The sequence below is a fragment of the Oceanibaculum pacificum genome, assembly GCF_001618175.1.
GTDB classification, from domain to species: domain Bacteria; phylum Pseudomonadota; class Alphaproteobacteria; order Oceanibaculales; family Oceanibaculaceae; genus Oceanibaculum; species Oceanibaculum pacificum.
The window spans coordinates 1-14,025 of record NZ_LPXN01000167.1; the positions used below are offsets into that span (position 1 = coordinate 1).

Here is a 14,025-nt window from a genome sequence, read left to right on the forward strand (position 1 = left end):
CCTCATGCTGAGGAGGCGCGCAGCGCCGTCTCGAAGCATAAGGCGGCTTCCTCCTCCCTTATCGTTGTCCAACCGGTCGCGGCTGTCGTAGCTTAGCGGACGCCTTCCCCGTTCCCGCAATCCGTACCGGGTGATGACAGAACCGACCGCCGCTACCCCGCAGACGCCCTACCGCGTCCTCGCGCGCAAATACCGGCCGCAGACCTTCGCCGAGATGATCGGCCAGGAGGCGCTGGTGCGCACGCTGGAGAACGCGATCGCGTCGGGCCGGCTGGCGCATGCCTTCATGCTGACCGGCGTGCGCGGCGTCGGCAAGACGACGACGGCGCGGATTCTGGCCCGCGCGCTGAACTGCACCGGGCCGGACGGCACCGGCGGCCCGACCGTCAGCCCCTGCGGCGTCTGCGATTCCTGCCGCGGCATTGCCGAGGACCGGCATCCCGACGTGCTGGAGATGGACGCCGCCAGCCGCACCGGCGTGGGCGACATCCGCGAGCTGATCGAGGGCGTGCGCTACCGCCCGGTTTCGGCGCGCTACAAGGTCTACATCATCGATGAAGTCCACATGCTCTCCAACGCGGCCTTCAACGCGCTGCTGAAGACGCTGGAGGAGCCGCCGCCCGACGTGAAGTTCATCTTCGCCACCACGGAAATCCGCAAGGTGCCGGTGACGGTGCTGTCGCGCTGTCAGCGTTTCGATCTGCGGCGGGTCGAACTGGACGTGCTGGCGCAGCATTTCGCCGCCATCGCCGGCAAGGAAGGCATCGGCATCGAGGAGGGCGCGCTGCGCCTGGTGGCCCGCGCCGCCGACGGCTCGGTGCGCGACGGGCTGTCGATCCTCGATCAGGCGATCGCGCTGGGCAGCGCCGGGGAGGGCGGCGAGACCGTCACCGAAGCCTCGGTGAAGGGCATGCTGGGCCTGGCCGACCGCGACCAGACGCTCGACCTGTTCGACGCGGCGATGCGCGGCGATCCGGCGGCCGCGCTGGAGAGGCTGGCCGGGCTGCACGGCATCGGCGCCGATCCGGTGGTGGTGATCCAGGATCTGCTGGAGCTGACGCATTTCCTTACCCGCTTGAAGGTCGCCCCGCAATCGGTCGCCGGCAGCGGCCTGTCCGACGCCGAACTGAAGCGCGGGCAGGAGATTTCCGGCAAGCTGGGCATCGCCGCCCTGGCGCGGGCCTGGCAGATGCTGCTGAAAGGGCTGGGCGAGGTGCAGACCGCGCCGAACCCGCTGCAGGCGGCCGAGATGGTGCTGATCCGCCTGGCGCATGTCGCGGAGCTGCCGCCGCCGGCCGACCTGATCCGGCAAATTCGCGAAAGCGGCGGCTCCGCCCCCGCACCCCGGCCGTCGCCGTCAACGGGTGCGCCGCCAACGGGGGCGCCATCGGGAGTAACGGGCGGTGCTGCCGGCAATGCGGTTTCTGCGCAGGCCCCCCAGTCCGACGATCCGCCGCCCTGGGTGACATCAAGTTCCGGCAATGGCGGCGGCATGCAGGCGATGCGCCAGCCGCAGCCGGTGGAATCCGGGGCGCTGTCGCCCAATCCGCAGAGCTTTGAGCAGGCCGTCGCGCTGTTCAACGCGAACCGCGAAGTGCTGCTGCTGACCGAACTGGAGATGAAGGCCCATCTGGTGCGCTTCGAGCCGGGGCGGATCGAGCTGCGGCTGGAGCCGACGGCGCGCCCCGACCTCGCCAATCAGGTCGGCAAGTTTCTCACTGAATGGACCGGCCAGCGCTGGGTGGTCAGCCTGTCGAACGCGCCGGGCGCGCCGAGTTTGGCCGAGCAGCGCCAGGCGGTTGCCGACGAACGGCTTGTCCGGGCGGGCGAACACCCTTATGTGCAGGCGGTGAAACAGCACTTTCCCGGCGCGGTGATTGCCGATGTCAGGGCGCTGAAGCCCGACATCGCCTTGCCGACGCCAGACCTGGTGGCCCCTGTCGAGTCCCCCCTGGACGCCGATGACGATATTGAGGAAGAGGATTAGGCGATGAAGAATCTCGCCCAGATGATGAAGCAGGCGCAGCAGATGCAGTCCAAGATGGCCGACATGCAGGCCGAATTGGAGCGCCAGGAGATTGCCGGCGCGTCGGGCGGCGGCATGGTCAGCGTCACGCTGAACGGCAAGGGCGAGATGCGGGCCATCAAGATCGACCCGTCGCTGGTGAGCGCCGAGGATGTCGAGGTGCTGGAAGACCTCATCATCGCCGCCACCAACGACGCCAAGTCGAAGGTCGAGGCCCATATGGCGGAGCAGATGCAGAAGCTGACCGGCGGCCTGTCCCTGCCCCCCGGCATGAAGCTGCCCTTCTGAGGGCAGGCTTAGCCGTCGGATGACGGCTCAGATGCGGCGATTCTCCGTCAGCAGCTTGTCGACGTAGCGGCCCTGGAACATGGTGATGCCGAGCGACTGGCCGAAGCGCACAGCCTCGTCGCTGTCGCAGCGGCACAGGATGATGCGGGCGCGGCCGCAGCGGTCGACATGCTGCTTCAGATCGGCCAGGCGGGCGCCGGCCGAATCGTCGGCCATGTCGGGCGACCACACGACCTTCAGCAGATCGAGGCCGAGCCGCTCGCGGTCGATGAACTGGATGGTCAGGTGGTTCAGCCCGTCCAGGCAGATGCGGTAGCCGCGCTCGCGCAGGAAGTCGCGGGCGAAGACATAGGCGCCCATGTCGCCGAAGATGTCGATCTTCTGCAATTCCACGACCACGGTGCCGCGCGCCACCGCCTTCAGGCTGGAATCGAAGGTCAGGAAGTGCGGCGACAGGATCGTCGAGACGTTCAGATTGATCGAGAAGGAACTGGCGATCGAGCTGTCGTCATTCTTCATCAGCAGCGACAGCATGCGCACGTCCAGCGTCTGCGTCAGATGCTGGAACAGCCAGGGATTCACGCCGATATCATATTCCGGCAGCATGGTCTGCTGCAGGTCGGCGATGGAGATATACAGCTCCTGGAACACCGGCTGCGGCGGCATGCCGGGCGTGATCGCGCAGATCGACTGGCGGCGCATCAGGTTCGACATGTCGGCGCGGGCCAGGAACTGCTCCAGCTTGCCCAGCTGCTCCGGCTCGATCGGCCGGCGGCCGCTCTTCTTCGGCATCGACTTCGGATCGGCCGTGGCCGACATGCGGCTCTGCCGCTCGCGCTCCCGGTGCAGCTTCTTGGCGACTTCCAGCACGTCGTCGTACTGGTTCTCCAGATTGTACCAGGTGCAGAATTTGTGGATGTCCTCCTCGTCGTCGCCCTGCGCCAGCGGATCCTCGCTGAACAGGAAGCGCACCTTCATCACGGCGGTGTCGATGTCCTGCAGCGACGCGCCCTTGCAGATGAAGAAGATGTCCGAGGTCGACAGAATGAAGGTCTGGCCCTCGTAATTCTGCACGATGCCTTCGAAGGTGGCGGCGGCGATCCGGATGTGATGGTCGCGCCGGTTGTTCGGGCGCAGCCGCGACAGGTGCAGGTGCACCGCCATCCGTCCGCCCAGACTGTTCCGGCTGAGGCGCTGCAGATAGTCCAGGAGCATATACTCCTGGCTGGGACCGCGCGTACCTTGCCCAGCCCCCTGCACCGCCTGTGTCAACATTGCCATATGCGCCCACTCCCGCTTGCGGGTTTTGCCACCACCACCACGACCGGCTTCGTTGCCCGAGGCCGGAGATTATCGGGCCGACCTAACCTGTCGGCGTTTTTTGATTGATGCCTGTCGCACCTTCGATCTCAGAAAATTGTATATAATTCCAGGGTTATTTGTAATCCCAGTAATATCGTTCGCCGAGAAAGGTGCAAAAAATATCACACGGGCCTTATGAGGGGTTGTGCCCCCTCCCGCCAATCGCCTTGCAGGGACGCACCGGCCTGGCGGCTTGCAACGATGCCCGATTGCGGCGACCATCGCCTGGGGAATAGGGGCGAACATACGGATGCATGGGGAATTGCGATGATGCGCCGATGGAGGGCGATGGCCGCGATCATGACGCTGCTGGCGGGCGGCATGGCGGGCTGCGCCGCCCCGCCCGCGCCGGAGCTGCCGACCATGACCGCCGCCGAGGCGCTGGCCGCCTATACGCTGGCGCCGGGGGATGCGGTGCGGGTTACGGTGTGGGGCCAGGGCGATCTGACCACCCAGGCGACCATCGGCACGGCGGGCGGCATCGGCATGCCGCTGATCGGCGAGGTGCAGGCCGCCGGCCGGACCCTGCCGGAGGTGCGCCAGGACATCACCCAGCGGCTGGCGGCGCGCTATCTGGTCAATCCCAGCGTGACGGTGGAGGTGACGGCCTATCGCCCGTTCTTCGTCCAGGGCCAGGTCGCCCGGCCCGGCAGCTACGATTACCGCCCGGCGATGGATCTGCGCCAGGCCGTCGCCGTCGCGGGCGGCTATACTGACCGCGCCCGCGCCGAAGCGCTGACCATCACCCGCGATACCGGCCAGGGCCGGGTCTCGCTGCGCGCCGCCCCCGCCACGCCGATCCTGCCCGGGGACGTGATCGACGTGCCCCGAGGCGGCCTGTAAGGAGCCCTGCATGAGCGCCCTTGCCCCGCTACAGCCGAACCCCGCGGCGCGCGCCGGCATGGCCCCGTCGCCGGCCGACGCGCCGATGCCGCTGCGCCGGGGCCTCAGCCGCAACAAGCCGCTGTTCGCGATCTCCTTCCTGGCGCTGGCCGGCCTGGGCCTCGCCATCGTCGCCGGGCTGCCGGAGCGCTACCGGGCGACGGCGCAGCTGGTGTTCCAGGATCGCAGCTCCGGCTTCGGCGGCAGCGCGCTGCTGCTGGATCGCGGCGCGATCGAGACCGAGGCGGCCATCGTCGCCTCGCGCGATCTCGCCTTGCGGGCGGTCGAATCGCTGCGGCTAATCGACGATCCGGCCTTCAACCCGGCCTTGCAGCCCAGCGCGTCCTTCGCCTTCGGCGCCTGGCTGCGCGACCATGTGCTGGCCCCGCTGGGCGTCGCCCCCTCATCAGGCAGCGGGAGGGCGAGCCAGGGGTCGGCCGTGATTGCCCCGCCGCCGGCCGTGCTGGCGGAGCGCGCGGTCGATGCCTATCTGGACCGGCTGTCCGTCAGCCCGGCCGATAATGCCCGCATCGTCGCCGTCGACTTTACGGCGGCCGACCCCGATCTCGCCGCCGCCGCCGCCAACCGCACCGCCGGCCTTTATGTCGAGGACCGGGTGGCGCAGCGCGCGGCCGCCGCCCGGCGCGCCGACGAGTGGCTGGGCGGCCGGCTGGAGCGGCTGCGCGAGGAGGCGGCGGCCGCGCAGCAGCGGCTGGACGCCTATCGCCGCGAGACCGGCATGCTGGAGATCGGCGGCGGCTCGATCTATCGCGACCAGCTCACCCAGGTGAACGCCCAGCTTGTCGCCGCCCGGGGCAGCCGCACCGAGGCCGAGGCGCGCGCCGCCCAGGCCCGCCGGCTGATTGGCCAGGGGAGCAACACGGGAACCAACACGGGCGGCGGGCTGGAAACCGCCGCCGCCGTGCTGAACGCCGATCTGGTGCGCGAGCTGCGCTTGCAGGAGGCCGCCTTGCAGCGCCGCATCGCCGAGCTGCGCGTGGAATATCGCGACGATCATCCGCGCCTGCAGGAGGCGCTGAGCGAGAGCGAGGGGCTGCGCCGCACCATCGCCGGCGAGGTGGAGAAGATCGGCATCGGCCTGGCCAACGAGGTCGAGGTCGCCCGCGCCCGCGAGCGCGCCTTGCAGCAGGAGGTCGACCGGCTGCAGGTGCTGGTCGACGACCGCAACGACGCGCTCTTGTCGCTGCGCGCGCTGGAGGGCGATCTGCGCTCCCGCACGCAGCTCTACGAGGTCATGCTGGCGCGCTTCAACGAGGCGAAATTGCAGGATGAACGGCTAGTCGGGCCGGAGGCGCGGGTGATCTCCGCCGCCGTGCCGCCGGCCGAGCCGCTGTTCCCCGGCAAGGCGGTCCTGGCCGTGCTGGCGGTGCTGGTCGCGGCCGTGCTGGCCGCCGGCATCGCCATGCTGCGCGAGCGGCTGCGCAAGGGCTATGGCAGCGTGCGCCAGGTTGAGCGGTCGACCGGCCTGCCGGTGCTGGGCGCGCTGCCGGCGCTCAGCCGGGCCAGCCTGCGCGGCATGCAGCCGCACGAGCTGGCGCTGGACGATCCCGCCGCCGCCTATGCCGAGGCGGTGCGCGGCCTGCGCACCGGGCTGCTGCTGGCGGCCGCGGGCGACCGGCCCGTGCGCACCCTGCTGGTGACCTCCTCCATCGCCGGGGAGGGCAAGACGGCGACCGCCGTCAGCCTGGCCGCGCTGGCCGCCAAGGCCGGCCGCAAGGTGCTGCTGATCGACGCCGATCTGCGCGATCCCGGCATCGGCCCGGCGCTGTATTTCCCGCATGAGCGCGGCCTGGCGACCTACCTGGCCGGCGCGGCCAGCGCCGAGGCGGTGACCGAGTTCCACCTGGCCTGCGGCATCTATTTCATCCCCGCCGGGCCGGCCGGCGACGATCCCTCGGCGCTGCTTTCCGCGCCGGCGATGCAGACCCTGCTGCAGCAGAAGGCCGGCGAGTTCGATCTGGTTGTGATCGACAGCCCTCCGGTGCTGCCGGTCTCCGATGCGCTGATCCTCTCCCGCCTGGTCGACGCCACGCTCTATGTGGTGGCCGCCGAGAGCGTGCGGCGCGACGCCGTGCGCGCCGGCTTGCAGGCGCTGCGCCAGGCCGGCGCGGCGGTCGCCGGCACGGTGCTGACCAGGCTCGACCCGCGCCGCCAGCCGCCGGAGGATGCGGCGCGCTACGCCTATGCTGCTCCGGCTTCCGGCCAGACCGCTATCGAGGAGCGCCGGCGCATCGCCGGCTGAACGCCATGCTGATCGGCGAGGCCAGCGCACCGCCCGGCACGCGGCTCTACGCCATCGGCGACGTGCATGGCCGCGCCGACCTGCTGGCCGAGCTGCTGGAATTGCTGCGCAAGGACATGGCCCGCGCGTCCGAAGCGCGCCGCGTGCTGGTCATGCTGGGCGATTACATCGACCGGGGGGAGTGGTCGCGCCATGTCGTCGACATGCTGCTGGAGGACCCGCTGCCCGGTGCGGAGACCGTCTGTCTCTGCGGCAATCACGAGGATTACCTGATCCGCTTCCTGGACGATCCCTCGGTCGGCCCCCACTGGCTGGCCAATGGCGGCGACGCCACGCTGCGCTCCTACGGCGTCGAGCCGGCGCGCTACCAGGGGCTGACCGATGGCTGGGCGCGCATGAGCCGCCTGCTGGCCGCCGCCCTGCCGCCGGCCCACCGCGCCTTCTTCGCCGGGTTGGGCCTGAGCCACGCCGAAGGCGACTATTTCTTCGTCCATGCCGGCATCCGCCCCGGCCGCCCGCTGGCCGAGCAGCAGCGCGACGAGCTGCTCTGGATTCGCGACCTCTTCCTGTCCTCCACCGCCGACCACGGCAAGATCGTGGTCCACGGCCACACCATCACCTGGGCCCCCGAAGACCGCCCGAACCGCATCGGCCTGGATACCGGGGCCTACATGACCGGCCGGCTGACGGCGGCCGTGCTGACAGGCACGGAGCGGCGGTTTGTGGGGACGTGAGGTTTAGCGCCTCGAAAGGCGATTCACGGCAGCCTCGACTTCCCTAATCGCCTGGGCGAGTGCTTCAGGCTTGCCGCCGAATGTTCCGCCCCGTTGCATGCAGCCGCGCAGATAGGCGTCGATTTCGTCACTCTGTAGAATCCGCCCGTCGGCCCATAACCGCGCCTCGACGGGATTGAGCCGAATATCCATGCCGCAGCCGCGTGCGCTCTGAACGCGGGGCAGGAACCGCGGCGGGTTCGGAAGATCGAACCCGTGATGCGCCCCCTCCAGTACCGTCAGGCGGACATCGCCGCCGCGCGCCCGGAGCCAATCGACATACCGGGTACAATGCGCACTGGGGGTGTAGTCATCGGCACCGCCCAGCAGAAACACAATGGGCGCGGTACTGACCGGCTCCGCCATATACGGGATGGAGCACGAGGCATAGAGCGCCACATGGAGCGCGAACCGTATATCACCCTCGGCCATGACCGCCCGGCGAAACGGCTCAAGCGCGCTGTACAGCGCCACTTGGCCGCCTTTCGAGAAGCCGATGATCCCGATGCGAGTCGGATCGATACGCGGGTGGGTCGCCAGCAGGCCGAGCGCATGCAGCGCATCAGCAACACTGGCGGCGAGCGGTAGCCTGCTTTGATCCGCGCCGGTTGAGGCAATCCCGCGCGGGCCGAAGCTGTCCACCACGAAGGTCGCGACGCCGAGCTTCCTCAACCGCTCTGCCCAAGCCAGTTCACGGTCGGGCAGGATGCCCCCGCTGCCGTGAGAAATCACCATGGCGGGGAGGCGTTCTGACGCGGTACCGCCGCCTTCATTCGGGAAGGCGAGCGTCCCGCTGATGACCGATGCGGGCGCGTCGCCTGCCAGAAATTGGGTTGGGCCGCTGGGTGTCACCGACGGGAACAGAATCTGGCCGCTCCGCCCATCGGAGAGATTCGATACGGTCTCTCCGTAAGCCGGTTCGATAAACGCCACCGCGAGCAGAACCACGCATGACGCTACCTGCGTTAAAGCGCGCATTTGTCGGTTCCTCCATACACCCACCAGGCGGAGAAGATATTTCACGGTCATCTCGGGCGAACGCAGTGATCAGGACAATGGGAATGTATAGATAAAACGGATCATGAGTTCCCAATCCGTCGCGCGGTTCCAGGGGAGGGCACCGATGCGGCGGAATGTCGGGTTCGACGAAGGACGCCAAGCCCACCCTTGACGCCGCCTCCCCCCTGTACCATCCCTACTCCGCACCCCTGCGGAGAACCCCATGCCCTATGCCAGCCTGCGTGACTTCATCGACCGTCTGGAATCCAGCGGGCGGCTGGTGCGTGTCACCGCGCCGGTCTCCACGCATCTGGAGATGACGGAGATCCAGACGCGGCTGCTGGCGGAGAAGGGGCCGGCGGTGATCTTCGAGAATCCGGTCGATGCCGAAGGGCGGCCGCAGGGCATGCCGGTGCTGGTCAATCTGTTCGGCACGGTGGAGCGGGTGGCCTGGGGCATGGACCGGGAGCCGCATCAGCTGCGCGAGGTCGGCGAGACGCTGGCCTTCCTGCGCCAGCCGGAGCCGCCGGGCGGCTTTCGCGAGGCGATGGAGATGCTGCCGCTGCTGAAGACCGTCATGGCGATGAAGCCGAAGACGGTGTCCCGCGCGCCCTGCCAGGAGGTGGTGCTGCAGGGCGACGAGATCGATCTCTCCAAACTGCCGATCCAGGGCTGCTGGCCGGGCGAGCCGGCACCGCTGATCACCTGGCCGCTGGTCGTCACCAAGGGGCCGTCGGGCAAGCGCGAGGATGCGTTCAACCTCGGCATCTACCGCATGCAGGTGACGGGGCGGAACACCACGCTGATGCGCTGGCTGAAGCATCGCGGCGGGGCGCAGCATCACCAGCGCTGGAAGAAGGCGAAGTCGGAGCCGCTGCCCGCCGCCGTGGTCATCGGCGCCGATCCCGGCACCATCCTGGCCGCCGTGACGCCGGTGCCGGACACGCTGTCGGAATACCAGTTCGCCGGGCTGCTGCGCGGCAAGAAGGTCGAGCTGGTCGATTGCAAGACCGTGCCGCTGAAGGTGCCGGCCGAGGCCGAGATCGTCATCGAGGGCCATGTCTCGCTGGACCAGTATGGCGATGAAGGGCCGTATGGCGACCATACCGGCTATTACAATTCGGTGGAGCCTTTCCCGGTCTTCACCGTGTCCTGCATCACCATGCGGAAAAAGCCGATCTACCTGTCGACCTTCACCGGGCGGCCGCCGGACGAACCCTCGGTGCTGGGCGAGGCGCTGAACGAGGTGTTTATCCCGCTGTTCCAGCAGCAATTCCCGGAGATCGTGGATTTCTGGCTGCCGCCCGAGGGGTGCAGCTACCGCATCGCCGTGGTGTCGATGAAGAAGGCCTATCCCGGCCATGCCAAGCGGGTGATGCTGGGCGTGTGGTCGTATCTCCGGCAGTTCATGTACACGAAATGGGTCATCGTGGTGGATGACGATATCGATGCCCGCGACTGGAAGGATGTGATGTGGGCGCTGTCCACCCGCATGGACCCGGCGCGGGATATCACGGTGATCGAGAACACCCCCATCGATTATCTGGATTTCGCCAGCCCGGAGAGCGGCCTGGGCAGCAAGATCGGCCTCGACGCCACCAACAAATGGCCGCCCGAGACCAAGCGCGAATGGGGCGAGAAGCTGTTCATGGATTCCGACGTGGTCGATACCGTCACCCGGCGCTGGGCCGAACTCGGCCTGCCCGGAACGGGGAAGCCGATCTGGAAGTGAGGCTTGACCAACTTGACCAAATCATGGGGAGGGCCGATAATCCCCCTATGGGAAAGACGCTGAACATCTACGAGGCGAAGACCCAGCTTTCGGCGCTGGTGGAGCGCGCGGCGGCGGGCGAGGAGATTGTCATCGCGAAAGCCGGGCAGCCGCGCGCGCGGCTCGTGCCGCTGGCGGAAAGCCGCCCGTCGGCCCGCCGCCGCCCTGCCGGCACGCTGCGCATCCGTCATATGGCGGCGGATTTCGACGCGCCGCTCCCCGCCGACATCCAGGCCGCCTTTGAGGGCCGCGAGGAGAGCCGGGACGAGGAGCCGGTTTGAGGCTGCTGCTCGACACCCATGCCTATCTCTGGTGGGACATGGGTGGTGCGCTGCTGCATCCCGCCGCATACGCGGCGATCGCCGATCCGGGCAACGCGGTGCTTGTCAGCGCCGCCAGCGTCTGGGAGATCGCCATCAAGCGCGCGGTCGGCAAGCTGGATTTCGAGGGGGCCATCGCGCCGAACATTCTGGAAAACGGCTTTGATGTGCTGGATATCGGCGCGGCGCATGCCGAGCGTGCCGGCCATTTGCCACCGCATCACAGCGACCCGTTCGACCGTATGCTGGTGGCGCAGGCCGACCTCGACAAGCTGGTGCTGGTCACGCGGGACAGCCGCCTGCAGCTTTACGGCATCCCGATCCTGACAGCGTGAGGCCCTGATGAGCGACATTATCTTCCGCGACGCCACCCGCGCCGATGTGCCCGTCGTGATCCGCCTGCTGGCCGACGATGCGCTGGGCGCGGCGCGTGAGCGGCTGGAGGAGCGGTTGCCGGCGGCCTATTACGACGCCTTCGCGGCCATCGAGGCGGACCCGAACAATCGGCTGCTGGTGGCGGAGCGCGAGGGGCGGCTGGTCGGCTGCGCGCAGCTCACCTTCATTCCCGGCCTGTCGCTGATCGGCATGACCCGCGCGCAGATCGAGGCGGTGCGGGTGGATTCCACGGCGCGCGGCCACGGCATCGGCGAGGCGCTGATCCGTCATTGCATCGCGCTGTCGCGCGCCGCCGGCTGCGGCTTGGTGCAACTGACCACGGATAAGAGCCGCGTCGACGCCCACCGCTTCTACGAACGGCTGGGGTTCGTTGGCAGCCATCTCGGCATGAAGCTGAAATTCTAGGCGCGGCGTCTGCCGGTTGCGGCGTCCGGCGTCACGGCCTATCTGTTGAGACGCACACTCCGTTCCGTCATCTCTCCCCAATGGCCCACTGCCCCCCAAGGACCTCATGACCGATACCGGCAAGATCGATTCGCTCTCCCTGCTGTCCGACCTGATCGCCGAGGCGAGGAAGGCCGGCGCGGATTCCGCCGATGCGGTGCTGGTTGAGGGCGATTCGCTGTCGCACGCCCAGCGCCTGGGCAAGCTGGAGAAGGTCGAGCGGGCCGAGGGCAAGGATCTGGGGCTGCGGGTGTTCGTCGGCCAGCGCTCCGCCATCGTCTCCTCCACCGACTTCAAGAAGGACGCGCTGCGCGAGGCGGTGGAGCGCGCCGTCGCCATGGCGAAGCTGGCGCCGGAAGACAAATATGCCGGCATCGCCGATCCGTCGCAGATCGCCAAAAGCTGGCCGACGCTGGATATGGTAGACGCCGCCGAGCCGACGCCGGAGGCGCTGGCCGCGCGCGCCGCCGCCGTCGAGGAGGCCGCGCTTGCCGTCGCCGGGGTCAGCAACTCCGAAGGGGCGGAGGCAAGCTGGGGCCGCTCCGCCGTCACGCTGGTCGCCTCGAACGGTTTCGCCGGGCGCTATGCCCGCACCAGCCAGGGCGTCAGCGTTTCCGTGCTAGCCGAGAAGGACGGCGCGATGGAGACGGATTACGATTTCTCCGCCGCCGTCTATGGCGCGGATCTGGACGATCCCGCCGATGTCGGCCGCCGCGCCGGGGAGCGCGCCGTGGCCAAGCTGGGCGCGCGCAAGGCAAAGACGGCACAGGTGCCGGTGATCTTCGATCCGCGCGTCTCGCGCAGCCTGCTGGGCCATCTGATCGGCGCGATCACCGGCCCCTCGGTGACGCGGGGCACCAGCTTCCTGAAGGACAGGCTGGGCCAGCGCATCTTCCCTGAAGGCGTGATTATCGTTGACGATCCGCACCGGTCGCGCGGCCTGGCGACCAAGCCGTTCGACGGCGAGGGGCTGTCGAACGGCCATGCCGAGATCGTCTCCGACGGCATCCTGACCACCTGGCTGCTCGATCTGTCGAGCGCCCGGCAGCTCGGCATGAACCCTACAGGCCATGCCCGGCGCGGCACCGGCGGGCCGCCCTCGCCGGGCACCTCGAATCTGCATCTGGCCCCCGGCACGCTGACGCCGGCGCAGTTGATGGGCGATATCGCGCAAGGCTTCTACGTCACCCAGTTGATGGGCATGGGGGTGAATGGCGTGACCGGCGATTACAGCCGGGGCGCGTCGGGCTTCTGGATCGAGAAGGGCGAGATCGCCTATGCGGTCAGCGAGGTCACCATCGCCGGCAATCTCAAGGATATGTTCCTGGCGCTGACCCCGGCCGACGATCTGGATTTCAAGACCAGCGTCACCGCCCCCACCGTCCGCATCGACGGGATGACCGTCGCCGGCAGCTGATAAGTCCCGTCCTGGTGGCATGAGGGGGTTCCACAACCGGCGCTCGACCCCCGGTTGCCGCGCTTGTATGGTCGCGGCTCATGCAGGCTGTGTTCAACGTCGCCCTTCCCGTCTTCGGCATCATGCTGGCCGGCTATTTGTCCGGCCGTGTGGGGCTGCTGGGCGACACGGCCTCGCAGGCGCTGAACAGCTTCGTCTATTACTTCGCCATGCCGCCGCTGCTGTTCCTGTCGATCGCGCAGGTGCCGCTGGGCGATATCTTCAACTGGCCGTTCCTGGCGGCCTATACCGGTGGGGTGCTGGCGGTCTTCGTCATCGCCGTGGTGGCCGGGCTGATCTTCTTCCCCGGCCGGCCGGCGCTGCATTCGATGCAGGGCATGGCGGCGACCTTCGCCAATACCGGCTATATGGGCGTGCCGCTGTTCATCGCCGCCTTCGGCGACCAGATGCTGCTGCCGGCCTTCATCACCACGCTGTATAATGGCGCGCTCTATATCGGCGTGATGATCATCCTGATCGAGCTGGACATGAAGGCCGGCTCTAAGCCGCTGCACATTCTGCGCGATGTCGGCATCGCCATCGCCAAGAACCCGCTGGTGATGGCGGCAATGGTCGGGCTGATCTTCTCCGCCTTCGCCATTCCGGTGCCCACGCCGCTGCTGAATTTCTCGAAGATACTGGGCGCGGCGGCCGGGCCGGCGGCGTTGTTCTCGATGGGCCTGTTTCTCTACGGCAAGCCGCTGAAAGGCGGGCGGGCGGAGGTCGGGCTGATGACCTTCCTGAAGCTGATCGTCATGCCGCTGGTCACCTGGTGGCTGGCCGTGCCGGTGATGGGGATGGACCCGTTCTGGGCCGCCTCGGCGGTCATCATGGCGGCCCTGCCGACCGGCGGCCTCGCCTTCGTGCTGTCGCTGCGCTACGGCATCTACACCCAGCGCATGAGCGCCACCATCCTGGTTTCGACCGTGCTGTCGGTCTTCACCGTCTCCGCCATCCTGGTCTATTTCGGGATCGAGTAGGGGGGAGACGTGCCGCCGTACCCTTCGAGACGCCCTCTGCGAGGGCTCCTCAGGGTGAGGTCATT

General features: G+C 68.2%; 13 protein-coding genes. 11 read left to right on the forward strand and 2 right to left on the reverse strand.

Features of this window, described 5'->3' with window-relative positions; all coding sequences use genetic code 11:
• Positions 1–133 precede the first annotated feature (133 nt).
• Positions 134–1,987 (forward strand): DNA polymerase III subunit gamma/tau, encoded by a 1,854-nt coding sequence (locus AUP43_RS17400; RefSeq protein ID WP_067560052.1) that lies wholly within the window; start codon positions 134–136, stop codon positions 1,985–1,987.
• 3 nt (positions 1,988–1,990) lie between these two features.
• Complete coding sequence (locus tag AUP43_RS17405) at positions 1,991–2,314, forward strand: YbaB/EbfC family nucleoid-associated protein (protein ID WP_067560054.1); 324 nt, start codon at positions 1,991–1,993, stop codon at positions 2,312–2,314.
• 27 nt (positions 2,315–2,341) lie between these two features.
• On the opposite strand, the gene AUP43_RS17410 is transcribed toward AUP43_RS17405, so the two are convergent.
• Positions 2,342–3,595, reverse strand: a complete 1,254-nt coding sequence (locus AUP43_RS17410; protein ID WP_232315211.1) for a hypothetical protein — start codon at positions 3,593–3,595, stop codon at positions 2,342–2,344.
• A gap of 348 nt (positions 3,596–3,943) precedes the next feature.
• Between AUP43_RS17410 and AUP43_RS17415 the strand changes: the two genes are divergently transcribed.
• The 3 genes from AUP43_RS17415 to AUP43_RS17425 are packed head-to-tail and all read left to right on the forward strand — an operon-like array spanning position 3,944 to position 7,555.
• Complete coding sequence (locus tag AUP43_RS17415) at positions 3,944–4,519, forward strand: polysaccharide biosynthesis/export family protein (RefSeq protein WP_198154958.1); 576 nt, start codon at positions 3,944–3,946, stop codon at positions 4,517–4,519.
• 10 nt (positions 4,520–4,529) lie between these two features.
• Positions 4,530–6,821 (forward strand): GumC family protein, encoded by a 2,292-nt coding sequence (locus tag AUP43_RS17420; protein ID WP_067560060.1) that lies wholly within the window; start codon positions 4,530–4,532, stop codon positions 6,819–6,821.
• A gap of 5 nt (positions 6,822–6,826) precedes the next feature.
• Positions 6,827–7,555 (forward strand): metallophosphoesterase, encoded by a 729-nt coding sequence (locus tag AUP43_RS17425; RefSeq protein WP_067560062.1) that lies wholly within the window; start codon positions 6,827–6,829, stop codon positions 7,553–7,555.
• 3 nt (positions 7,556–7,558) lie between these two features.
• Here AUP43_RS17425 and AUP43_RS17430 read toward each other — a convergent pair whose 3' ends face one another.
• On the reverse strand, positions 7,559–8,542 hold the full coding sequence (locus AUP43_RS17430) for a dienelactone hydrolase family protein (RefSeq protein ID WP_198154959.1): 984 nt from the start codon (positions 8,540–8,542) through the stop codon (positions 7,559–7,561).
• Between the two features lie 274 nt (positions 8,543–8,816).
• Between AUP43_RS17430 and AUP43_RS17435 the strand changes: the two genes are divergently transcribed.
• From AUP43_RS17435 to AUP43_RS17460, 6 genes are all read left to right on the forward strand, one after another.
• Complete coding sequence (locus AUP43_RS17435; protein WP_067560066.1) at positions 8,817–10,325, forward strand: UbiD family decarboxylase; 1,509 nt, start codon at positions 8,817–8,819, stop codon at positions 10,323–10,325.
• 47 nt (positions 10,326–10,372) lie between these two features.
• Positions 10,373–10,645 (forward strand): type II toxin-antitoxin system Phd/YefM family antitoxin, encoded by a 273-nt coding sequence (locus AUP43_RS17440; RefSeq protein WP_067560068.1) that lies wholly within the window; start codon positions 10,373–10,375, stop codon positions 10,643–10,645.
• Positions 10,642–11,019, forward strand: coding sequence for a type II toxin-antitoxin system VapC family toxin (locus AUP43_RS17445; protein WP_084462895.1), 378 nt, complete (start codon positions 10,642–10,644; stop codon positions 11,017–11,019). Before AUP43_RS17440 ends, AUP43_RS17445 begins: the two co-directional genes overlap by 4 nt.
• A gap of 7 nt (positions 11,020–11,026) precedes the next feature.
• Positions 11,027–11,485 carry a GNAT family N-acetyltransferase gene (locus AUP43_RS17450; protein WP_067560070.1) on the forward strand — a complete coding sequence of 153 codons (459 nt, stop codon included), beginning with the start codon at positions 11,027–11,029 and terminating at the stop codon, positions 11,483–11,485.
• A gap of 106 nt (positions 11,486–11,591) precedes the next feature.
• Positions 11,592–12,941: a TldD/PmbA family protein gene (locus AUP43_RS17455; protein ID WP_067560072.1), complete on the forward strand. Its 1,350-nt coding sequence runs from the start codon at positions 11,592–11,594 to the stop codon at positions 12,939–12,941.
• Between the two features lie 80 nt (positions 12,942–13,021).
• The gene (locus AUP43_RS17460; protein ID WP_067560074.1) at positions 13,022–13,960 is read left to right on the forward strand and encodes an AEC family transporter; all 939 of its coding nucleotides are present in this window, start codon (positions 13,022–13,024) and stop codon (positions 13,958–13,960) included.
• Positions 13,961–14,025 lie beyond the last annotated feature (65 nt).

Coding starts and splice junctions, on each gene's coding strand:
- AUP43_RS17400 (WP_067560052.1), top strand. CDS start 134: ATGACAGAACCGACCGCCGCTACCCCGCAGACGCCCTACCGCGTCCTC.
- AUP43_RS17405 (WP_067560054.1), top strand. CDS start 1,991: ATGAAGAATCTCGCCCAGATGATGAAGCAGGCGCAGCAGATGCAGTCC.
- AUP43_RS17410 (WP_232315211.1), bottom strand. CDS start 3,595: ATGGCAATGTTGACACAGGCGGTGCAGGGGGCTGGGCAAGGTACGCGC.
- AUP43_RS17415 (WP_198154958.1), top strand. CDS start 3,944: ATGATGCGCCGATGGAGGGCGATGGCCGCGATCATGACGCTGCTGGCG.
- AUP43_RS17420 (WP_067560060.1), top strand. CDS start 4,530: ATGAGCGCCCTTGCCCCGCTACAGCCGAACCCCGCGGCGCGCGCCGGC.
- AUP43_RS17425 (WP_067560062.1), top strand. CDS start 6,827: ATGCTGATCGGCGAGGCCAGCGCACCGCCCGGCACGCGGCTCTACGCC.
- AUP43_RS17435 (WP_067560066.1), top strand. CDS start 8,817: ATGCCCTATGCCAGCCTGCGTGACTTCATCGACCGTCTGGAATCCAGC.
- AUP43_RS17440 (WP_067560068.1), top strand. CDS start 10,373: ATGGGAAAGACGCTGAACATCTACGAGGCGAAGACCCAGCTTTCGGCG.
- AUP43_RS17450 (WP_067560070.1), top strand. CDS start 11,027: ATGAGCGACATTATCTTCCGCGACGCCACCCGCGCCGATGTGCCCGTC.
- AUP43_RS17455 (WP_067560072.1), top strand. CDS start 11,592: ATGACCGATACCGGCAAGATCGATTCGCTCTCCCTGCTGTCCGACCTG.
- AUP43_RS17460 (WP_067560074.1), top strand. CDS start 13,022: ATGCAGGCTGTGTTCAACGTCGCCCTTCCCGTCTTCGGCATCATGCTG.